This window comes from Ferrimonas senticii DSM 18821 (assembly GCF_000422665.1).
Taxonomy (GTDB): Bacteria; Pseudomonadota; Gammaproteobacteria; order Enterobacterales; family Shewanellaceae; genus Ferrimonas; species Ferrimonas senticii.
Genome location: NZ_KE383898.1, coordinates 103,734 through 126,986 on the forward strand (window position 1 = coordinate 103,734; position 23,253 = coordinate 126,986).

Annotated in this window: 16 protein-coding genes; 12 read left to right on the forward strand and 4 right to left on the reverse strand. The window is 52.3% G+C overall.

Translation table 11 applies throughout. The annotated features are described in order from the left end of the window. Window positions 1-64: 64 nt before the first annotated feature. On the reverse strand, window positions 65-2,140 hold the full coding sequence (gene dinG, locus G506_RS0113650; protein ID WP_028117339.1) for an ATP-dependent DNA helicase DinG: 2,076 nt from the start codon (window positions 2,138-2,140) through the stop codon (window positions 65-67). A 63-nt stretch (window positions 2,141-2,203) separates the two neighbouring features. Here dinG and G506_RS0113655 point away from each other — a divergent pair, with 63 nt between their 5' ends. The 12 genes from G506_RS0113655 to G506_RS0113715 all read left to right on the forward strand — a co-directional run bounded on the left by G506_RS0113655 (window position 2,204) and on the right by G506_RS0113715 (window position 18,058). Beyond that, window positions 2,204-4,555 (forward strand): DNA polymerase II, encoded by a 2,352-nt coding sequence (locus tag G506_RS0113655; RefSeq protein WP_028117340.1) that lies wholly within the window; start codon window positions 2,204-2,206, stop codon window positions 4,553-4,555. Window positions 4,556-5,048: 493 nt separating this feature from the next. After that, the gene (locus G506_RS0113665; RefSeq protein WP_028117342.1) at window positions 5,049-6,005 is read left to right on the forward strand and encodes a porin; all 957 of its coding nucleotides are present in this window, start codon (window positions 5,049-5,051) and stop codon (window positions 6,003-6,005) included. 112 nt (window positions 6,006-6,117) lie between these two features. Next, window positions 6,118-7,272 (forward strand): porin, encoded by a 1,155-nt coding sequence (locus tag G506_RS0113670; RefSeq protein WP_028117343.1) that lies wholly within the window; start codon window positions 6,118-6,120, stop codon window positions 7,270-7,272. A gap of 265 nt (window positions 7,273-7,537) precedes the next feature. After that, complete coding sequence (locus tag G506_RS0113675) at window positions 7,538-10,414, forward strand: TonB-dependent receptor domain-containing protein (RefSeq protein WP_028117344.1); 2,877 nt, start codon at window positions 7,538-7,540, stop codon at window positions 10,412-10,414. Window positions 10,415-10,841: 427 nt separating this feature from the next. Then, window positions 10,842-11,615: a DUF3450 domain-containing protein gene (locus tag G506_RS0113680; RefSeq protein ID WP_084631401.1), complete on the forward strand. Its 774-nt coding sequence runs from the start codon at window positions 10,842-10,844 to the stop codon at window positions 11,613-11,615. After that, entirely contained in the window at window positions 11,615-12,982 is a 1,368-nt protein-coding gene (locus G506_RS0113685; protein WP_028117346.1) for a MotA/TolQ/ExbB proton channel family protein, read from the forward strand. Before G506_RS0113680 ends, G506_RS0113685 begins: the two co-directional genes overlap by 1 nt. Window positions 12,983-12,984: 2 nt before the next feature. After that, on the forward strand, window positions 12,985-13,509 hold the full coding sequence (locus tag G506_RS0113690; protein WP_028117347.1) for a MotA/TolQ/ExbB proton channel family protein: 525 nt from the start codon (window positions 12,985-12,987) through the stop codon (window positions 13,507-13,509). Window positions 13,510-13,521: 12 nt separating this feature from the next. Beyond that, window positions 13,522-13,926: an ExbD/TolR family protein gene (locus tag G506_RS0113695; protein ID WP_028117348.1), complete on the forward strand. Its 405-nt coding sequence runs from the start codon at window positions 13,522-13,524 to the stop codon at window positions 13,924-13,926. A 1-nt stretch (window position 13,927) separates the two neighbouring features. Next, window positions 13,928-14,548 (forward strand): energy transducer TonB, encoded by a 621-nt coding sequence (locus G506_RS0113700; protein ID WP_028117349.1) that lies wholly within the window; start codon window positions 13,928-13,930, stop codon window positions 14,546-14,548. 12 nt (window positions 14,549-14,560) lie between these two features. Beyond that, entirely contained in the window at window positions 14,561-15,811 is a 1,251-nt protein-coding gene (locus tag G506_RS0113705; protein WP_028117350.1) for a tetratricopeptide repeat protein, read from the forward strand. Between the two features lie 64 nt (window positions 15,812-15,875). Then, window positions 15,876-17,660, forward strand: coding sequence for a DUF885 domain-containing protein (locus G506_RS19810; RefSeq protein ID WP_051202144.1), 1,785 nt, complete (start codon window positions 15,876-15,878; stop codon window positions 17,658-17,660). A gap of 122 nt (window positions 17,661-17,782) precedes the next feature. Then, a complete protein-coding gene (locus G506_RS0113715) occupies window positions 17,783-18,058 on the forward strand; it encodes an acylphosphatase (protein ID WP_028117351.1) in 276 nt (91 codons plus the stop codon). Window positions 18,059-18,135: 77 nt separating this feature from the next. Here the strand turns inward: G506_RS0113715 and G506_RS0113720 are convergent, their stop codons facing one another. The 3 genes from G506_RS0113720 to G506_RS0113730 form a co-directional block, all read right to left on the reverse strand. Next, window positions 18,136-19,104 (reverse strand): peptidoglycan binding protein CsiV, encoded by a 969-nt coding sequence (locus G506_RS0113720; RefSeq protein WP_028117352.1) that lies wholly within the window; start codon window positions 19,102-19,104, stop codon window positions 18,136-18,138. Further along, a complete protein-coding gene (gene mfd, locus G506_RS0113725; protein WP_028117353.1) occupies window positions 19,104-22,553 on the reverse strand; it encodes a transcription-repair coupling factor in 3,450 nt (1,149 codons plus the stop codon). The genes G506_RS0113720 and mfd overlap by 1 nt, the downstream gene beginning before the upstream one ends. A 71-nt stretch (window positions 22,554-22,624) precedes the next feature. Beyond that, complete coding sequence (locus tag G506_RS0113730; protein ID WP_028117354.1) at window positions 22,625-23,200, reverse strand: PilZ domain-containing protein; 576 nt, start codon at window positions 23,198-23,200, stop codon at window positions 22,625-22,627. Window positions 23,201-23,253 lie beyond the last annotated feature (53 nt).

Here is a 23,253-nt window from a genome sequence, read left to right on the forward strand (position 1 = left end):
GGCAGCAATCACCGTGCCATCGCCATCAATTGTGGGCGATAACCAAGCGAAATGGCTGGCCTTATTAATATTCTATGTGACGGCGGTAGGGTGGCAGCGATTCCAGCAAAGAACTGCCGTAGCGCTTGCTGACGAGCCGTCGGTCGAGGATGGTGATAGTGCCATAGTCCTGTTCATTTCGCAGCAGACGACCGCAGGCTTGCACCAGTTTTTTTGCTGCATCTGGCACGGTTAACTGCAAAAACGGATTGCCGCCTTTGGATTGCACGTATTCGGCGTGGGCTTGATCCACCGGTGAGGTTGGTACCGAGAACGGCAAGCGGGTGATGATCAGGTTGGTCAGGTAATCCCCGGGCAGATCCATCCCCTCAGAAAAGCTGCTGGTGCCGAACAGAATTGATGGCTTACCAGCGTCAATGCGCTGCTTGTGTTGATCGATTAAGTCCTGCCGCGGCGCTTCGCCTTGCACCAGCACTGGCAGTCGCTTAAAGCGACGCAGCGATTCTGCCACCGCTTCCATCTGCCGATAGGAGGTAAACAGCACCAAACTGGCCTGCTGTTCATCCAGCAGTTCTGGGATCACCTTATTAAGTAGATCGCCAAAGCCATCGTCGCTTGGTTCCAGTGCCATCTTCGGGATCACCAAGGTGGCATTCTCTTGGTAGTTAAACGGCGAGGGCAGGTTGATAAAGCGGGTGCCGTCGTCGCTACGCAGTCCCACTTGATGACGGTAGTGTTCAAAGCTGCCAAGTGCCATTAAGGTGGCTGACATTAGCGCCACTCCAGCGGCTTTGCTCCACAGCAGTTCATCCAGCAAAAAGCCAATCTCAATTGGTGAGGCGCAGATCATAAAGTCGTCACGTTTGGCGTCGAGCTTATCAATCCAGCGCGCTTGTGGGGCGCCACGCTCCGGCACCGGTTTCGCCAGCATCAACCAGGTGGCGTATTGCCCCTCTAGCCGTTGCAGCGCGTAGCCGGTTTCGGCGACTAACGGTTCGGCTTTATGACTTTTAAGATCGCCATCTTTGATCGCTTCCATCAACATCTGCTGCAGTTTGTTCAGATGCTTGATCGCCTCGGCGGAGGCTTTTTTCAGGTTTTCCGCCAGGGTGACTAGTGCGTCAGGCAGCACCCCACCGACAAAGCGGTGGCGCTGATCTTCGTTATTAAACAGCTGCAGGTTGTTATCGCAGAATGATTGCAGATGGCCGATGCCGCTGGTTTGCGCGGCGATGGTTTCACTTAAGTCGCCGGCGATGATCGCCGCTTTATCGGTAGCCAACTCTTGCGCTAATTTGTGCGCCAGCTTTTCCAGCTTATTAAGGGCGTCAATTGAGCCTTTCAGTTGGCTGCTGGCGGCGGAGAAATCCCGCGCCACCTGCGGCAGGTGATGGGCTTCGTCCAGCACGTAATACATGCTGTCGGGATCGGGCAGGATCACCCCGCCACCCAGTTCTAAATCGGCCATCAGTAAGCTGTGGTTGATGATCAGCACATCCCAACTGTCGAGGTTTTCCCGGCTTTTATGAAATGGGCACTGGCGGTGCGCTGGCAGATTACGGTTGCAGCTGTGCTTGTCCGAGGCAATTTGCTGCCACAGGTACTCTGGCACCGGCTCTGGCACCGAATCGACTTCACCGTCCCACTGCCCCTCAAAGTAGGCCTTGTACAGCCGCTGCAATATTTTGATGTCGCCATCGGCGGGTTTTGACTCAAACAGCGCTTGCTGTTCACCACCGGCTTCGCCCGCCAGCAGTTCCAGTTTTGATAGGCACACATAACGCTGGCGACCTTTGACCAAGCCAAACTTAAAATTTAGTCCAGAGTGGCGCATCAACAGCGGCAAATCTTTGTTCACCAACTGCTCTTGCAGTGCCACCGTGGCGGTGGAGATACAGATCTTTTTACCCTGTGCCAATGCCAGCGGCAGTGCCCCTAAACAGTAAGCCAGAGACTTACCGGTGCCGGTTCCGGCTTGGCACACCACAATCCGTCGCTCTTTGCTATAGCTACCGGCAAAGGTTTTGGCGATTTCAGCGATCAGGTAGTTCTGCTCTTTACGGCGGACAAAGTTAGGGATCGCCTCGGCAATGTTGTTGTAGGCGGTACGGGTATGGCTTTTAACCTTGTCACTGAGCATCTATGATGGCCGCGTTAGGGGAAATGGCTGTACATATTACCAGTGGTTAAAGGCAATAGGCAGATGGCGACAGAACAAATTGTTGAAGGTTGGATCTTGACCCGCGAACAGCGGCCAAGTGCGCACGGGGCGGTGTTGCACTACTGGCTTGCTTGCGCCGATGGCGCTCGCTGTGTGCAGGTTAATGGTCAGCCTTGGCAAGGGTTTATTGCTAAGGCCCAGTTACCGCAGTGGCACACGTTATTAGAGCGTTATGACAACCACAGTTGGCGTATTCAAGCCATCGATGCCACCGACTTTGATCATCAACCACAGGCGGCGCTGTATATCTACGACCATTCGCTGTGGCTGGCGGTTGGCGATTTTGCCAAACGCCAAGGCTTAAGTTTACTGGAACGGGACATTCGGCCCTGTGATCGCTACCTGATGGAGCGCTTTATTCGCGGTGGTGGCCGTTTCCGGCTGCTGGATGATGCGCTGGTGGCGGCGAAACCAGCCGCGCCGACGCATCTGCCTACCATGGTATCGCTGGATGTTGAATGTTCGCGCGATGGCGTGCTGTACAGCATCGGGTTGTACGGTGAAGATCGCGCTGGTAAGCGCTTGCAGACGGTTTATATGGTTGGTGAACCACTACCCGAGCAATCGCAGCCTGACTATCTGTTGTTTGTCGTCGATGAAGCCAGTTTATTGCGCTGCCTGTTGGACTGGTTTGTGCAGCACGATCCCGATGCCATCATTGGTTGGTCGGTGGCCAGTTTCGATTTGGCGTTGCTCGAACGTCGCGCTAAGTTGCATCAACTGCGTTTTAGTTTGGGCCGCGATGGTAGTGAGCCGCAATGGCAACAGCGTGCTGGGCCCGGCCGTGAATGCCAGATTGCCGGACGCTTGGTGCTTGATGGTATCGAATGGCTCCGGGCGGCATTTTACCAGTTCGAGAGCTTCGCCCTCGATAATGTCGCCAAAGCGCTGCTGGGCGAGGGCAAAGCGGTGGATGACAACCACAATCGCATGGCTGAGATTGAACACAACTTTCAGCACGATAAATTGGCGCTGGCGCACTACAACCTCAAAGATTGCCAGTTGGTGTGGCGGATATTCCAGCACACCAAGTTGCTGCCATTTATCTTGGCGCGCGGGGCATTAACGGGGATTGAACTTGACCGCCTTGGCGGTTCGGTTGCGGCCTTTACCTTTCGTTACCTACCGCTACTACACCGCGCTGGCTTCATCGCTCCAGATCTGACCGACAGTAACATCGCCCCAAGCCCTGGCGGTTATGTGATGGATTCGGTACCCGGCCGCTTTGCTAATGTGTTGACGCTGGACTTTAAAAGCTTGTATCCGTCAATCATTCGTAGTTTTTTGATCGATCCAATGGGGATGGTTTGCGGCGCCATAGCGTCCGAAGCAGACCGGGTTGAGGGGTTTCGTGGCGCCTATTTTCATCGAACTCAGCATCGCTTGCCGCAATTGGTGGCGGAACTGGCGGAACTGCGGGAACTGGCCAAGGCCAATCAGGATCTGCCGTTGTCGCAGGCAATTAAGATTTTGATGAATTCTTTTTACGGGGTACTTGGTGCCGCCGGTTGTCGGTTCCACCATCCGCATCTGGCCAGTTCGATTACCCTGCGTGGCCATCAGATCATGCAGCAAACCAAAGCGTGGATTGAAGCCGAAGGCTACCGGGTGATCTACGGCGATACCGATTCCACCTTCGTTCATGTCGGCGATGATTTAGCGGCGGAGCAGGCCGATGCCATTGGTCAGCGCTTGGTGCAGTTGGTGAACAATAACTGGACCGCATCGCTGGCGGCACAAGGGCTGACCAGCGCGCTCGAGCTGGAATATGAAAGCCATTACCGTCATTTCTTTATGCCAACCATTCGCGGCTCGCAGCAGGGCAGCAAAAAGCGTTATGTTGGCGCTATCGCCAGCAAAATCGATAACAGTTTCGAGCTGGTATTTAAGGGAATGGAAACCGTCCGTTCCGATTGGACGCCGCTGGCGCGGCAGTTTCAAAAACGGTTGTATCAGGCGTGGTTTAACGATCAGCCGATCGCGCCATTGATTAAACAACAAGTACAACAGTTGTTGGCGGGTGAGTGCGATCCGTTGTTGATCTACAAAAAGCGGTTGCGCCGCCCGATTGCGGACTACCAAGCCAATGCCCCCCACGTGCGCGCTGCCGTGCACGCCAATCAGCGCCTAGGTCGCGAGCATTACCGCCGCGGCAGTTGGGTACGCTATTGGATCACCCCCCAAGGCGCCGCCACCATCGATACCCCGGGGCTGCAAATTGACTACCAGCACTATTTGGACAAACAGTTAGCACCAATCGCCGAACCGCTTTTGCAATTACAGGGCTTATCGGTTGCACAGCTGCTTGACCAGCAGCTGTTATTGGGGTTGTAACCATCGGCAAATTGGGTTGCGACTGAAATATTCATTTTTGCTTAATATTTCGAATTGGATTTATATCCATCCGCAGCGTAGATAATTGCTGATTAACCGCTCAAGCCGCTGATTTGGCTTATAAGTTGTTTTTAACTTTGTCGATTTTTAACTCAGCCATTCAGTATCAATTTAGCTTAGTTACATTGTCGTAATCACTCTGGTCATACCAATAACAGCGCTGTAGAGGCTTGATTAACTGAAAATTTTATTGAGTATGGCGGTTATCCATGGACTATCAGCGCGGCCGTGGATGATTTGTGTGCGAAATTTGTGATCTGTGTTTTTCTTTTGTTTAAAGCCGACTTGCAAGTAGAAAAGTGTGAGCTTGCTCGCTTTTGCGCTATTCCCGCCTTTGTTACTGTCCGACTCGTCAAGTGAATGACAGATAAAGTCCCCAAGGAATTGATAGGGGCGAAAGAATTTTTTCTGCTCGATTTGGTTAGGCATTCCAATGAAAAAGACTCTGCTTGCAGCCGCTATCCCGGCTCTGATGATGGCTTCTTCCGTATCTGCGGTTGAACTGTACAACGACGGCGCGAACTCCGTAGCCATGGGTGGCCACGTTTCTGTTGCGCTGATGAAAAAAGAAGGTGGCGAAACTGAAGTTACTGACAACTCTCCACGCATCAACTTCACTTTCAAGCGTGCCCTGAACGACGACCTGACTCTGGAAGCGAAAACCGAATGGGCAATGAACTTTGCTGATAGCGAAGGCGAGCAGTTCTCTAACCGTCTGGGTTACATCGCACTGCACTCCAAGCAGTTTGGTTCTGCCTCTGTTGGTCAGCAATGGTCTGCCTTCTACGACGTAGCTGCTGTAACCGATACTGCAATCATCTTCGGTAACGATTACCTGTACAACGTTGAAGATACCTACCGTTTCTCTGACTCTATCGTTTACCGTAAAGGTTTTGACTTCGGTGACATGGGTGCGTTGAACTTTGGTGTTCAGTGGAAAGGCGCCAAAGATGCGAACATCGACGACCGCATCGGTGGTAGCGTAGCGTACTCTGTTGCTGGCGTGACTCTGGGTTACGCACACATCTCTGGTGATGTTGCGACCGTAGAGCAGAAAATGGATCTGTTGAGCGTTAAATACGGTACCTACGGTAAAGGTATTTACGCTGCGGCTAACTACACCAAAGCAGAAAACATCCTAGAGTTTGCTGACTCCATCGCGATCGATGCTGTGGCTGCTTACGGTTTTGACAATGGTCTGAACGTGTCACTGAACTACGAAATCGTAGAAGATGACAACTCTTCAAAGGTAGACTACGAGACTATCGCTCTGGTTGCTGAGTACGCTGTTGCTAAGAACTTGGTTGTTTACGCTGGTTACCAAGACGCTCTGGAAGAGAACAAGGCCCAAGTTGATACCGCTACCATCGGTGCTCGCGTATTCTTCTAATCTGCGCTTAAGCTAAGATTTCTAAACCACCGCCATCTGGCGGTGGTTTTTTTTGGCCATTTTCCCGTGACCTCCTAGCTTTTGGGTAAGCCCCATTGCGAAGGAGAGCCCTATGCGCCGACTTGATATATCCATCGGCTTGTTTGCCTGTTGTGCCAGTCTGACGGCAGCAGCCACCACTATTTATGACGATGGTGCTAACCAAATTAAGCTTGGCGGCCATGCAGGACTGTTGTTGGTTGATGGCGGTGGTGATCTGCGCTTGGCTGACTCTAGTACCCGCATCAATCTGCAATTTCTACGACCCTTAAGCGCCGAATGGCAGGTTGAAGCCAAGTTAGAGTGGGGCTTTAACTTAGTGGATGCCGGCGAAAGCGTCACCCTAACCGGTGATTCGATTCAAGCTTCCCGCGAAGACAGTTTTCTGTTCAACCGTTTAGGTTATATCGCTGTCAAACATCAACAATACGGTCGATTCTCTGCCGGCAAACAGTGGGGCGTCTATTACGACGTTGCCCAATACACCGATAACTTTATGGTCAGTGGCGGCTTGGCGCTCGGCGTCTACAACTTTGATACCGACGGTGGCCTGTCTGGGACCGGCCGCGCCGACAGTGCTATCCAGTATCGCAACAGTTGGCATGGCGTCGATATCGCTTTGCAATATCAAGCACGTACCGAAGCCGAAGTCAGTGTGTTAGAACCCAGTGGCTGTGACAGTGCTACCCCGGCAGTTGGTTGTGATGCCAATGACGATCTGATGGTCTCTTATGACGACAGTTATGCCGCTGCCATCGGTTACCACTGGCAGCAGTGGTACTTGGGTAGCGCAATTAACTACAGCCGCATCGATTCCAGCCGAATCGGTGGCGTGACCAAAGAACAAGCCATTGTGGCGACGTTGGCGTACGGTCAACTGTATCAACCGGGCTTTCATGGGGCACTGTCGGCGGCGGTGAGTGAGGCTCACGAGCTTGATCAGAATAATCGCCTGTTTGATGCTAAAGGGGCAGAGTTATTGTTGTCATGGACTTTGGCCAATGGTTTAACCCTAATTGGCGGATTGAATTCGCTGCAATCTGACGATAGTCAATACGAAATAGCGAACGGCGACTTTAAACGCGAACTTTATATCGCTGGAGTGCATTATCGCTGGCAGCAATCACTGATCGTATTTATCGAAGGTAAATTGGATAACAGTGAATTTGGTTTTTCTGGTGAAGATGAAGAAAACTTGGTTGCTGCTGGTGTGCGATTCTATTTTTGAATTTTTATCTTAATTAACTGCATGTAAAGCCCAATATCTTCTGTATTGGGCTTTATTTTTGCATTTCAAAACCCTGCTCGATCGCTATTTCTATACGCAAGCGGCTGATTAATGTAACCAAAATGTAGCAAAAAGGTTGAACGAATCTTCTGCATCTGGTTTAGTTGGACACGACAGATTGGGGTAAACCCAACAACACCCTCGGTAGGTAAGCGGTCATCGAGGCTAGGGAATAAACACAATAAAAGTGTCCAGGGAGATAACCATGCTTAACAACAACACCGTATCTAAAGCGGTACGTTATGCGTTGATTACCGGCGCAAGCACAGCTGCGATAGCATTTGCTCCTTCCGTAATTGCGGAAGAAGATGGTGCGGACAGCGTTGAACGTATTGCAGTAACCGGTTCGCGGATTACTCGTACTGATTTGGAAACTGCGTCACCAATTACCACAATCACCGCCGAAGATATTTCTGCTCAAGGTATTCAGGATGTCGGTCAATTCCTGCAACAGAGTGCGGTAATGTCTGGTTCACCGGCGATGACCACCACTAACAATGGTGGTAACGGCGGCACCTTTATTGAACTGCGTGGTCTTGGCTCTTCTCGCACACTGGTGCTGGTAAACGGTCGCCGTCCAGTAAGCTCTGATTTCCAGAATATTCCAGCGTCAATGATTGACCGGATTGATATTCTTAAAGATGGGGCATCTGCCACTTACGGTGCTGATGCGGTAGCTGGTGTGGTAAACATCATCACCCGTAAAGATTTTGAGGGTGTAGAGATTAGCCTTCAGACCAAGGGTTCTTTCGACGTCGATGAATACAGCGAAGATAGCTTTAGCATTGTTGCTGGTAAGTCTTTCGATAAAGGTAACTTCGTCGTTGGTGTCGACTACGTCAAAATGGAAGAGGTCTACCAAGGCGATGTTGAAGATGTCGATTTCTTCCAGTTTCCTTGGCAGGTTTGGGGTGCTGATGCAGAAGAATCGTTTTGGCAGAACGGTCTGATTGGTACCGGTGATAACGCCAACGTGATCATTGTTGGTTCCGGTTCAGTGCCATGTGGTAACTTCTATCTGGCCGACGGTTCTCAGTGGACCAATGGTACATGTGATGGCGGCATCGCAACCGCTGATGATATGCGCCCATTTATCGGTAGTGGTGCAAACAACGACACCTACAACTACGCTCCGGTTAACTTCATCCAAACGCCTTACACCAAGATTAATGCGTTTGTGGAAGGCAGTTTTGAGCTAAACGACAGCACTACCATTTACAGTGAAACGCGCATTAACAAGCGTGAGTCTGCTCAAGAACTGGCCGCCGTACCTTATGACACTCGTTTCGATCCTGGCTACAGCGGGATCCTACCGGACGGTACACCATTTAATGGCATCTCTGCGGACAACTACTACAACCCATTCGGTGAGGACATCGTTCGCTCTCGTCGCCGTATGCTGGAAGGTGGTCGTAGCTTTGAGCAAGATATCCTGCGCTTCCAACAAGTGCTTGGTATCCAAGGCGAGATAACGGACACTTGGTCTTATGACGTTAGCTACAACTACGGCTATTCGCAGCAGACCGATACCGATTTTGGTCAGTTGTTTGGCCCTAACTTGGCCAAAGCAATGGGCCCATCTTACCAAGATGCTGATGGCAACATCATTTGTGGTACTCCAGACAGCCCAATTGCAGATTGTGTGTCATTGAACTTGTTTGGTGGCCCAGGCTCGATCACTCCAGAGATGCTAGATTACATCACCGCTCCTTTGGTTGATTCTAGCAATTACACTCTGCAACAGATTACCGGTTTCGTGTCTGGTGATTTGTTTGAACTGCCTGCTGGTGTAGTCGGTGCTTCTTTCGGTGTTGAATATCGCAAAGAGGAAGCGGAAGCTCAGGTGGATTCAGGCAAATTCATGGGCGAAGTAACCGGCAACAAATCCAAAGGAACCAACGGCGAGTTCGATGTAACTTCGTACTTTGCTGAATTCCGAGTTCCGCTGCTGGAAGATCTGCCATTTGCTGAGCGTGTAGAGATCCCAATGGGCGTTCGCTATGACGATTACAGCACCTTTGGTGGTGAGACAACTTATCAAGTTGGCTTGGAATGGAACGTCGGCTTTGGCCTGTTAGCCCGCGGTACGTATGGCACTGTATTCCGTGCTCCTGGTATCGGTTCTTTGTACGGTCCATCTATCGATTCATTCCCATCAGCGAGTGACCCATGTCGTGCCAGCAACTGGGGTTCACTGACTCCAACTCAGCAAGGCTACTGTACTGCTGACGGTGTGCCTGATGGCGGTAGTGCCAATAACGATTCACAGCAGTTGGCAGCTGCCGGCGGTAACCCGGATCTGCAACCCGAAGATGGTGATACCCTCACTGCTGGTATCGCTTATTCGCCGGAGTTCTTAGAAGGCTTTGATTTCTCCTTGGATTACTGGGCGGTTGAGATTGATGGTGTTATCGCTTCAATTGACGCTAAAGATAGCCTGAATGGTTGTTACCTCGGCGGCGTAGCATCGTTGTGTGGTAACGTTGCCCGTGATAGCGCTGGTGAAATTACCCGTGTTGATGAGCGTCTCACCAACCTGTCGCGGATGACCGCAAAAGGTATTGATTTCGATGCTAACTACAAGTTTGAATTGGCCGGTGGTGAACTGCACTTGAACCTGCAGTGGACTCACTTCTTAGAGCGTGAAAACCAAACTTATAACGATGGTACCTTTACTTTTGAAATGCAGGACGTTGCTGGTCGTTTTGACAACGACGTAAGCTATGCAGAAGATAAAGTTAACTTTATCGCTCGTTACGGTTGGGAAGATCTCACTGTTCAATATTCGGCGAACTACATTTCAGGTCTGACTTATGAAGACTTGCTGTACTGGGGTACAACTCCAGTTGATCCGAATAATCCCGACGGCCCTAAGCACCAGTACAAGGTTGATTCAGTGGTCTATCACGATCTGACAGCCACCTATAACCTGCCAACCAACACGGTTATCAGTGCTGGTGTCCAGAACTTGAGCAACGAATTGCCTCCGTACATCGAGCCAGCGTTCAATGGCAACACTGATGAGAGTACTTACCGTCTGTTTGGCCGTACTTACTTTGTACGTCTAACCCAGAAGTTCTAAGCCGTTTGGCTTATCCAAAGCCCCAGCATTTGCTGGGGCTTTTTTGTTTGTATGGGTTGACCATCTGCCTTTGCTGGGATTCGCTAACGGAAGTAAAAAATGTGGATTAATTAGGGTTTTATCCAAACTATTTAACGATCTTTATTGATAATCATGCATTTGGAATAAATTTCGACATAAAGCACTGTTCCGTAAGCGCATATACGTTAACCTAAATAAGAATAATTCAATCTGTGACCTCAGTAACATCCTTGACACATCTTCCGCCCCTATGGAATCATGCGAAAGCCTGCAATTGCACTGAAAAGTGTGATCTGGCGCACGACAACTACAAAGGGACTGGCCCCGGCGCCACGCTGGGCTAACACAGTGGAATGTGTTCGGGGCTTTGGACTCACAACAAGACTGGTTGGGAACTATGTCCGTGATGAAAAGAACCAAATTGGCCTCAGCAGTACTCGGGGCTTTCGCCCTCGCTGTAAGCGGCACTTCTTTCGCAGCTGACAAGCTGTCCGATATCCAAAACGCCGACAAGCAGATCCAAACCGATGCTGCTAAGTCTCAACAGAAGGTCAACAAGCTTTACGATCAGGCTCAAGACATGCTGTATGAGTACCGCTTGGTGGTGGATGAAACCGAAACCCTCAAAGAGTACAACGACTACGTTGCTACCTTGGTTAACGATCAACAGCAGCGCATTGAATCGCTGCAAAACCAAATCAACGGCATCGAGCGCACCAAGCAAGGCGTAGTGCCACTGATGACCCGCATGATCGAGTCGCTGGAGCAGTTTGTTGCTCTGGACGTACCGTTTGAAATTGAAGAGCGTACCGCTCGTGTTGCCCGCCTGAAGGAGGTAATGGGCGATTCAAACGTATCAACCTCCGAAAAGTACCGTTTGGTTCTGGATGCCTACCAGATTGAAAACGAGTACGGCAATAAGATGAACGCCTACGAAGGCAAGCTGGCCATCGACGGTAAAGAGATCGTAGTTGATTTCTTCCACTTGGGCCGAGTGGTGTTCTTGGCGCAATCTCTGGATCAGAAGCACGCTTGGGTATGGGATAACGACAGCCGCAACTGGACTGCGATGTCGGATGATTCTATGCGCAACGTATCCACCGCGATCAAGATGGCTCGTCGTCAAGCGGCACCAGACTTGTTCCGTGTGCCAGTTAAAACCGCGGAGAGTGCAGAATAATGAAAAAACTATTCACCACTGCCGTAGTGGCAGCCGCTATGACTTTCTCTGCTACCGCGGTAGCAGCAGATGCTCAGTTGAGCGCAACTCAAACCTTGGATCAGTTGCTTAACCAGATCCAATCTGAACGTCAGTCTGAAGCCCGCTTGAACAAGCAACGTGAAGCGGAGTTCGTTTCTGAGCGAGCTGATAAGCAAGCACTGCTGAAGCAAGCCAAAGCCGATCTGGCGGCGGAAAAGCAGCGTGGCAAAGACTTGCAAGATGCCTTTACTAACAACGACCAAGAGATCGATCGCTTAAGTGCTGATCTGGCTACCGCCACCGCCGATTACGGCGAGATGTTTGGGGTGGTTCGTCAGGTTGCCGGCGACATGTCTGGTCAGTTGGCGGGCTCGTTGGTTAGCGCCCAATACCCTGGCCGTGACCAGTTTATGATGCAGCTGGGGATGTCCAAAGACCTACCGACCATCGAAAAACTGGAAGAGCTTTGGTACGGACTGCAGACTGAGATGACTCAGTCGGGCAAGGTGGTTAAGTTCACCACCGACGTGACCTCCTCATCCGGCGAAGTGACCTCGATGGACGTTACCCGCGTTGGTGCGTTTACCTTGATGGCCAACGGCGAGTACCTCAACTTCAATCCAGAGACTGGCACCATTTTGCAGCTGCCAAAGCAGCCTGAAGGCTACAAAGTTGCCACTGTTGGCAAGTTCCAGAGCGCTGCCCCAGGTGAAACCACTCAGGTGTTTATCGATCCTTCCCGTGGCGGTCTGCTGCAGGTTTACACCCAAAAAGCGACGCTGGAAGAGCAGTTCGAAGCCGGTGGTATCGTCGGTAAGATCATTGCTGGCCTGTTGGCTTTCGGTCTGCTGATTGCTATCTGGAAGATCCTGACTCTGACTGCGGCTTCTGCGAAGATCCGCTCGCAGATGAAGAACGTCGACAACCCTGGCAACAACCCTCTGGGTCGTATCCTCAAGGTTTACCACGATTCTAAAGACGTTGACGTAGAGACGCTGGAACTGAAGCTAGACGAAGCGATTCTGCAGGAAACCCCACGAATTGAATCGGGCGTTAACCTGATCAAAGTACTGGCGGCAATCGCGCCAATGCTGGGTCTGTTGGGTACCGTAACCGGTATGATTGCCACCTTCCAAGACATCACCCTGTTTGGTACCGGCGATCCGAAGATCATGGCTGGCGGTATCTCGATGGCACTGGTAACCACCGTACTGGGTCTGGTTGCGGCATTGCCACTGCTGCTGATGCACGCCTTTGTGTCTGGTCGAGCTAAAGCGGTAACTGACGTGCTGGATAAGCAGAGCGCCGGTATCGTTGCAGCCCACGCTGAACAGCGAGGCAAGTAATTATGATTTACCTGGTAGAACTCTGGGAGTCTGTCAGGGACTTCATGGCCACAGGGGGCGATGTACTCTGGCTGGTCGCAGGAGCACTGTTTTTGATGTGGGTGCTGATGCTTGAACGCTACCTTTACGTAAGTTTCGTCTTTCCAGGCGTGCGTAAAGAGATTATCGGCAAGTGGAACGCCCGCGAAGACAGTACTTCCTGGTACGCCCATCGCATCCGTGAAGCGTGGATTTCCCAGGCACAAGAACAATTAAATGCACGTATGGGTTTGATCAATACCCTAGTTGCTATCTGCCCAATGCTGGGTCTGCTCGGTACCGTTACTGGGATGATTGCGGTGTTTGAAGTGATGGCAGTACAGGGGACTGGTAACCCACGTCTGATGGCTGGTGGTATTTCGATGGCCACCATCCCGACCATGTCGGGCATGGTAGCGGCGCTGTCTGGAGTATTCTTTAGCACTCGCTTAAAAGCGCGTCTGAAGATGTCCATTGAGCAGCTGATCGACAACCTACCGCATCATTAAAGAGAGTTTTTTATGGCACGTAGAAAGCATTCCGCAGGAGTGGAAGAAGCCGAAGTCGACATGACCCCGATGTTGGACATCGTATTCATCATGCTGATCTTCTTTATCGTTACCACCTCGTTCGTTAAAGAATCCGGTATTGATGTAAACCGTCCAAAAGCGCAGCAAGCTTCCAAGAAGCCATCTGCCAACATCTTCATCGCGATCAATGAAAACGGCATCGTTTACATGGAAAAGCGTGAAGTGGATGTGCAGCGTGTACGCGCAAACGTCGAACGGATGCTAGCCGAATCTCCTGAAGCACAAGTGATGATCCAAGCCGACGAACAAGCCAAGCATGGCATTGTGGTCAAGGTGATGGATCAGGTTAAAGCCGCAGGCATTGACCAAATCTCGGTCTCGGCGGAGGCTAATTAATATGTTGCGATCACTGTTAGCTCTACTGATTGGTGCTGCGGTGACCTTCGCTTTGTTCTCTTTCATGGCGTTTCTGGTTGGCGGCGGTGCAAAGCGCCACGACAACCAGTTTGAAACACCACCGATTGAGATTGTGATGGAACGGCAAGACGCTGAAGCGCAAAATCGTGACCGTCCAAAGCCGAAGCCGCCGAAGCCACCGCAGCAACCGCCAAAACCGGTTGAGATGGAACCTGATACCGCGGATCTAAGTGACGCCGTATCGGTCAATATCTCAGGTCCAGATCTTGGTGGTATCGATACCGGTCTTGGGGATCCAAGCAACGCCATGGCCCGTGATGGGGACGCCACGCCAATCGTTCGGATTGAGCCTCGCTACCCAGTTAAGGCCGCTCGTGATGGTAAAGAGGGTTACGTAATCCTCAGCTTTACCATTAACGAACTTGGCGGTGTGGATGATGTTCAGGTGATCCAGGCCGAGCCGCGTCGACTGTTCGATAAAGAAGCCCGTCGCGCCCTACGTAAATGGAAGTACAAGCCGAAAATCGTTGACGGCAAGCCGGTGAAACAGCCGGGTCAACAGGTACGGTTGGACTTCTCCTTGGATAAAGCTAACGGCTAAGGGGGAACAATAATGGCGATAAAAAGCAAACTCCTTCCTGCGCTGTTACTCAGCATCGCCGCTGGGGTTATCTCGACGCCAGCGATGGCGGCCAAGTGCCCCATCGACGAGCGTAAGAGTCGGGCGGTATCTGAGCGCGTTGGTAAAAAGGTCCAAAAGGCTTACGAGTTGTACAGCAACGAGCAAGTGGATCAGGCGTTGCAGATCCTGCTGGAGATTAAAACCAGCAGTGATTTTGATAAGGCCTACGTCGCGCGGATGATTGGTAGCCTCTATGCCGGTAAAGATGGCAAGGTGGATACCGCCATGAAGCACCTGAAAGTGGCGGTTGATATCAATCAGCTTGGCGGTAGCGATCACGCTAATGCGCTGAAACTGATTGCCGACTTAAGCATCTCTGAGCGTAAGTTTGACGATGCATTGAGCTACTACAACCAGTGGATGGACTTTACCTGTAAGGAAGACGTTAACGTCTACTTGCGGATGGCCAGCGCTTACTACGAGAAAAAACAGTACCCGCAAGCGATCAGCTTTGCTGATAAATCCATCGCGATGCAAACCAAGCCTAACAAGGCGCCGTTTAGCTTAAAGATGGGTGCCTACTACGAGACCAAGCAGTACAAGAATGCCGCCAAGATGGCGGAAGAGATTGTCCGCAACTTCCCGCAGGATGGCCGCTCTTGGGTACAGTTAGCGCAAATGTACATGCTGAGCGAAGACTACAAAAAGTCGCTCTACACCATGGACGTTGCCTATCGTAACGGCTATTTGGAAAAAGCCAGCGAATATAAGATGTTGGCGCAGTTGTATGCGCAAAACGACATCCCATTACAGTCGGCCAAAATCCAAGAAAAGTACCTCAAAGATGGCATGGTCGAGCGCGACGTTAACACCGTAGCGATGTTAGCCAACACCTACCATCAGGCCAAAGAGATCGACAAAGCGGTCACCTATTACGGTGAAGCTGGCAAGATGTCGAACAACGCCAAGCACTACATGCGCCAAGCAGGCTTATTGATGGAGAAAGAGCGCTATCAAGAAGCTAAGGCGGCGATCCGCAGTGCGATGGATGGCACTGGCCTGAAGAGTATCGGTGAAGCGCAAATGCTGTTGGCGCAGGCGCATTTCTATCTTGGTGAGTTCAAATCCGCTTACAAAGCGTGTTTTGCCGCAACCAAAGACAGTAAGACCGCCAAAAACGCCAAGAGTTGGTTGACCTACATCGAAGACACCGCCAAGCGCAATAAAGTCTCAGTTCGCTAAGCGACTGCTGACCAACAAAAGCCCCGCGATTGCGGGGCTTTTTACTAAAAGGGAATGATTAGGTATGGATAACCGCATTCAATTAGCTGGACTGCCGTTATTGCTGGCATTGGCCGGCTGCCAAGGGGTAGAACAAGCAACCGCCGCAGCGCAACCAGCGCCGGATTTCGATCAGTTAGCGCAACAGTACTTCGACGATACGGTCGACCTAAATCCGCTCTGGGGGACCTACGTTGGCCGCGCCCAATACAACAATCGCATGGCTAATCCGCTTAGTGATGAGCATTTGGCGAAAACTCGGCAACTGAATCAACGTTACTTAGCACTGGTGCAAAAGGTTGATGTCAGCACCTTGACCGAGCAGCAGCGGTTAAGTCGCGACATTCTTGAGTATCAGTTGCAGATGTCGGTCGATGGCGATGCGTTTGCTAGTGAACTGTTACCGCTAAATCAGTTCTACAACCGCGTTATTACCATGGTCCAGCTTGGCAGTGGACAAAGCGCCCAGCCGTTTGTGACCGAGCAGGACTACGACAATTACATCAGTCGTATGCACGATTTTGGCGACTGGGCAGACAGCGCGATTGCGCGGCTTAATCAAGGCAGCGCACAAGGGGTGGTATTACCGAAAACCCTAATCAACAAGTTGCTGGTGCAACTTGATGGCGTGACCTCGATGACGCTGGAGCAAAGTCCGCTGTATGGGCCGCTGAAAAAGTTACCGGCGAATCTAACTGCGGCAGACGCTGATGCGTTAGCCAGTCGTTATCGACTGGCGCTAACCCAAGTGCTGCTGCCATCGATTCAGCGACTGCAAGATCACATTGCCGGCAACTATTTGGCCAAGGGGCGTAGCAGCAGCGGCTGGGGGGCATTGCCGAACGGTGGTGACTGGTACCAATATTTGGCCAACACTCACACCACCACCACCATGTCGGTAGCCAATATCCATCAGCTGGGTTTGGATGAGGTTGCCCGGATCCGCAGCGAAATGGATAAGGTGCGTCAGAGTGTTGGCTTTGATGGCGATTTGGCCGGGTTCTTCAACTATATGGGCAACGACCCACAGTTCTTCTTTAGCGACGAGCAAGATCTGGTTGATGGTTACGACCAATACAAAAACACCATCAATGCGGTGTTGCCAAAGTACTTTGATTTGATGCCAAAGGCGGACTACATCGTTAAACCGGTAGAGAAGTTCCGCCAACAATCTGCGGCGGGTGCCAGTTACCAATCGCCGGCGCCGGATGGCAGTCGCCCTGGGATCTTTTACGTTAATACCTACAACCTAAAAGCGCAGCCGAAGTGGGGAATGATGACGCTATCCCTGCATGAAGCTGCTCCGGGGCATCATTTTCAAATTGCCTTGAAACAGGAACTTGAAAATGTGCCGGACTTCCAGCGCTTCGGTGGCTATACCGCCTTTGCTGAAGGTTGGGCACTGTATGCTGAGGAGTTGGGCATTGAGATGGGGCTGTTTAGCGATCCCTATCAGTATTTCGGTAAGCTTTCCGATGAGATGCTGCGGGCGATGCGTTTGGTGGTTGATACCGGTTTGCACGCCAAAGGCTGGAGCCGTGAACAGGCGATTCAATATATGACCGACAACAGTCCGATGGCCGAATCGGACGTCGTTGCCGAGGTTGAGCGCTACATGGCGATTCCAGGGCAGGCGTTGTCGTACAAAATTGGCCAACTGACCATTATGCGTCTGCGTGCCAAGGCCGAAGCGCAATTGGGTGACAAGTTCGATCTGCGCCAGTTTCATAATCAGGTGCTAAGCTCCGGCTCGCTGCCAATGGCGATTTTGGAAAACAAGATAGACCGTTGGGTTGCCAGCCAAGTGTAATATTGGTGCTAGCCTCTATGATCTAAGCCGCTGTTTCAGCGGCTTTTTAATGTTAACACGGCGTTAGTCTTTGGCGGTTGCTATGCTGTAGTAGCGGAGCGTTAAGCGGAAGGGATAGGGCGGTGAAACAGTTAATGGTTAAGGTGTCGGGCAAGGTGCAAGGGGTGTGGTTTCGGGCAACCACCCAGCGTCAAGCGCGGGCACTGGGGGTTACCGGTTATGTGCGCAATTTGGATGATGGTTCGGTAGAGATCCTCGCCCAAGGCGGCGACCAACCGGTGCAGCAATTGATTGATTGGGCTCATCAAGGTTCGGCTAACGCGCAAGTGGCCGAGGTCTTAGTCAGTGATTACGATGGCAGCGATCTCTATCTTGATTTTGAGATTGATGAGCGTTGATGAATAGGGCGTTTGATCGCGACTTAGAAACAACAAACCCACATCAATTGATGTGGGTTTGTGCTAATTGCCGGCGTTTATAGGTTAGTGCTGGCAGTATTTGGCTGCTCCATCCGCCGAATTTGAATCACCATGCCAAACTTCGGGTGATCGAAATAGTGGATCTCGCGGCTGCGAACCCGGCGGCTTTGCTTCATTGGAATGGTGGCAAGGTAAGCCTCGGTTTCTGCCTCTACCTCGATGGCGTTGGGATCTTCCAAGGCGTAGATCTCGACCCCACCAACTTGCGGTATCACTTCGGTACTGACTTCCTCAATCACGGCCAGTTCACGCTCCGCGGGTTGGCGCAGACCAAGGTTGGCATCGATATAGAGGAACTGATTTAAGTAGATCGTCAGCAAGCCATCAAGCTGCCATACCGGTGGCTGTTGCGGCTCTTCGCCGCTGGTTTCTAGCCAGCCATATTGCGCGAAGGGATCAGGCTGCTCAACCTTCAGGCTGCCATCAAGATTGAATTGGTCCTGAAAGTTTTTGCCACCAAATAGATGGAACGGCTGCGCTTGGCGTTTGCCGTAGACCGGCATCTGCCAACCGCTGTGCAGCAGAATTTGGCTACCGGCACGGCGCAGTTGGTTGGCCTGATCGCCAAATTGCAGTAGCTCGGCTTGCAACAGGTAAGGTTTGCCTTGGCTTGGATCACCGGCGTCGGCGGCCACGGCCATCATTGGCAACTGCGCTGGTGCTTGTGGTTCTTCCGCCAGCAGCTGTTGCATCTGGCACTGTTCTGGGGTGGCAATCCATTGCTGGTTATCACAGCCATTAAGGGCAAGTTGCAGCGACGATAGGTCAGGCAGCCAGATCTCACTAAATAGATCTTTGCCACCGCGCGTATCGACCGGTGGCACATCATCGGCGAACTGTTCGCTGCTGGTGCTGTTTTGGCTAAATACCAACACCTCCACTTCAAACCAAGTGGGTTGTTCGGCGGCGGCGCTGGCGCTGATTAACGTCAGCGCGGCGACCAGCTGTTTTAGGATTGGTTTCATCAGTTTAGATCCGCTGCAAATCGTTCCAGCCACTGCTCGATAGCAGTAAAGCGTTGTTCGGCACTTTCCATGGTTTCGGTAAAGCGCAGCTTGGTTGGACCCTCCATTCTAAGGCTAGTTGGGTTGCTCTGCAGCAGTTTAATCAAGGTGCTGGCTTCCACCGGCGTATGCTCAGAAAAGTCAAAGCTGCCGGATTGTGGCCCCGCTTCGATGCGGCGAATTCCCAAGGTGCTGGCTTTGAGTTTCAAACGCGCGGTGCTTAGCAGGTTTTCGGCGGCGCTTGGTAGGCGGCCAAAGCGATCGATCAGTTCCACTTTGGCTTGCAGCAACTCAGTTTCATTGGCGCAGGAGGCCACCTGTTTGTAGATCGCCAAACGGGTGTTAACGTGCGGAATGTAGTCATCCGGCAGCAGTGCTGGCAGGCGCAGCTCCAGTTCGGTTTGCTCGGCTAACAACGAGTCCAGCGACGGTTGTTGGCCGGCTTTGAGCGCCTCAACCGTTTGTTCCAGCATCTCCATATAGAGGCTAAAACCGATTTTGCTGATGTGGCCGCTTTGCTCATCGCCAAGCAGTTCGCCGGCACCGCGGATCTCGAGATCTTGGGTTGCCAGCATAAAGCCGGCGCCAAGATCTTCCAGTTGCTCAATCGCTTCTAAGCGTTTTTGAGCGTCTTTATTGAGTTTCTTCGACGGCGTCAGCAGGTAAGCGTAGGCTTGATGATGGCTGCGGCCAACTCGCCCACGCAGCTGATGCAGTTGCGCCAGACCGAATTTATCGGCACGTTCAATCAAGATGGTGTTGGCGGTCGGAATGTCGATGCCGGTTTCGATGATGGTGGTGCACACCAGCAAATTAAAGCGGCCGTGATGGAACTCGCTCATCACCTGTTCCAGTTGCCGCTCGCGCATCTGGCCGTGAGCGACCGCAATCCGTGCCTCTGGCACCAGCTCGGCCAGCTCTTTGGCGCAATCTTCGATGGTCTCGACGCTGTTGTGCAGGTAGTACACCTGGCCGCCGCGGAGGATTTCACGCATCAAGGCTTCGCGTACCAGAGCCCCCTCTTTTGGACGAACAAAGGTTTTTACCGACAGACGTCGCTTGGGTGGGGTGGCGATGATCGACAGATCGCGCATCCCCGACATCGCCATATTCAATGTGCGTGGGATTGGCGTGGCGGTCAGAGTGAGGATGTCGACTTCCGCCCGCAGTGCTTTGATCTGCTCTTTTTGACGCACGCCAAAGCGGTGCTCCTCATCGACGATAAGCAGCCCGAGATCGGTGAATTTAATGTCACTTTGCAGCAGCTTATGGGTGCCGATGATGATGTCGATCTTGCCCTCGGCTAATTGCGCCATCGCTTTTTTCTGCTCGCCAGCGGTCTTAAAGCGTGACATCACTTCAATCTGGACCGGCCAATCGGCAAAGCGATCGCGGAAGTTTTCGTAGTGCTGCTGCGCCAGCAGGGTAGTGGGCACCAACACCGCCACCTGTTTACCACCGTGAACGGCAACAAAGGCGGCGCGCATTGCCACTTCGGTTTTGCCAAAGCCGACATCACCACAGACCAGCCGGTCCATCGCTTGCGGCAGCTTCATGTCGCGGACTACGGCGTCGATGGCGTTGGCCTGATCTTCGGTTTCTTCAAAGGGAAAGCCGCTGCTAAAGCGCAGGTATTCACCTTGGTCGAGCTTAAAGGCAAAGCCTTTCTTAGCTTCACGCTGGGCGTAGATCTCCAGCAGTTCGGCGGCGACATCACGGACTTTTTCGGCGGCTTTGCGACGGGCTTTTTCCCACGCTTCGCTGCCGAGTTTATTCAGCGGGGCGCTATCTTCGTCGGCGCCGGAGTAGCGACTGATCAGATGCAGCGCACTGACCGGTACATACAGCTTGCTGCCGGTGGCGTATTCCAGCATCAAAAATTCGCTGGTCATGCCGCCGGCGTCGATAAGCTCTAAGCCGAGGTAACGGCCGACGCCGTGTTTATGGTGTACCACCGGCTGGCCGATTTTCAGCTCGGCGAGGTTTTTCACTAAGGTATCGGAGCTGACTCCGCGGGACTTACGCTGACTGCGTTGTCGCACGCGGTTGCCAAACAGCTGCGCTTCACACACCAGTGCCAGCTGCTCTTGTTCCAGCCACACCGAATGTTCCAGCGGCGATACAATCACCCCAAGCGGATCGCTGCTGTTTAGAAAATCCTGCAGATGTTCGAATTGCGGCGGTTTCAGACCACTGCTGCGCAGCAGTTCATACAGTGCTTCACGGCGACCTTCCGACTCTACCGAAAACAGCGTCCGCGGCCACTGGTTCTTTTGCTCTAGCAGCTGAGTAAGTGGTTGCTTCAGTTGGTGATTGGCTTCGATGCCAGTAATCGCAGTGCAGGCGCCTTGGCGTTCTTTGGCAATTTCGCTGCCAAGCGATTGCAGTTGCACTCGTCCGTGCGGCTTCATTGCCGCGAACAACTCTTCGCTGCGCAGGAACAGTTGCTCTGGTGGCAGCAGCGGCCGCAGCGGATCCACCCGCTGGTTGTCATAGCGGCTGCGGGCATCTTCTAGGTAGCGTTCGCAAGCCTGTTGAATGTCGCCGACGCTGAGTAGCTGTACTTGCTCCGGCAGAAATTCGAAGACGGTGGCGGTGTGGTCAAAAAACAGCGGCAGGTAGTTTTCGACGCCGGCCGGCATAATGCCTTTGCTGATCTGCTGATAGACCGATTCCGGTTCGTTGCTGATCCGGTCAAACTGGGCACGATAGTTGGCGCGGAAGCGATCGATGCCGGTTTGGTTGGTGGGAAACTCCCGTGCTGGCAGCAGCGATATGGCCTCGATCTGCCCCTCTGAACGTTGGCTGTCGATATCAAACGGCCGGATCGAATCGATCTCATCGTCGAACAGGTCAATTCGCAGTGGCTGCTCGGCTCCCATAGGGAAAATATCGATGATCGAGCCACGGACGGTAAATTCACCGTGCTCGTAGACTTGCTCAACAGTGTGGTAACCGGCGCGGGCCAACTGTGATCGCAGCGCATCCAAATTGATGGTTTGCCCTTGTTTAAAGGCCAGCACATTGCCAGCGACAAAATCCGCCGGACACAGTCGGGTTAGCGCCGTTGATACCGGCAAGATCACCAAGCCTTCGCGCATCGAAGGCAACGCATTGAGCGCCTCTAACCGCTGCGAGATGATGTCCTGATGGGGCGAGAAACTGTCGTAGGGCAGGGTTTCTCGATCCGGAAACAGTTGCACGGGATAGGCGTCGTTGCTTAAATAACGCAGCTCTTGTTCCAGCGCTAAGGCGGTCGGGGTATCACTGGTCAGCAGTAGGGTTAGCTGGCCATGTTGGCGGATCAATTGATCTGCGCTGAGACTTAACGAGCAACCGGTCAGTCCGGTTAATTTCAGTTTGCTACCGGCGCCGGCTTTTGGCGGCTTAAGCGGGGAGAAGCGACTCATTACAATTCCAGTTTCAGCGCCGCACGATGGCGGCGCTTGGTTGGTGAATGGATGGCGGGGCAGTTGACTAGTTATAGGGCATTGCTGCGCAGTTGTGCCCGTTGCCGCAGTTGTCGTTGCTGTACTTGCAGACTGGCGCGAACCAACTGCTCTTGGGCTTGTTCACTGATGCTGGTAAAACGGATAGTGGCGTTAAAACCGTGATCAGCGGCGTCGCAGCCAGTCACTTCACCGTGGGCGAAGATGGCGATGTTCTCCTCCCGCAGAAACAGCCGCAGACTTAAGGCGCTGCCTACCGCCAGTGGCGCTGCAACGTTAACCTCGATGGCCGAGCCACCAAAGCGCCGGCCTTGGCCGACAATGGCGGCGTTCGGATCTTGTGCCAGATGGTGCTGCAGTACCAGATCGATTTTGTCCGCTTGCAGCTTTAGGTACTGCGCTAGCGCTTTACTGTGTTGTTCTAGACCTTGCAACAGTGGTAAACACTGCTGTTCTAACTCCGTAACCTGACTCATTAAGCGAAATGCGGTCGGCATCGCTTGCGCTAATGCCTCGCTGTCTAGCCACAATTGGTCAGGGCTGATGGGATCGGCCAACAGCTCAAATGTGCCGGCGACACTAAAAAAAGAATCGTCACGATCTGACACGGTCAGTCCTTGTTAGCGATCGGGATTTGCCTTTATTATCAGCCAACTTATGC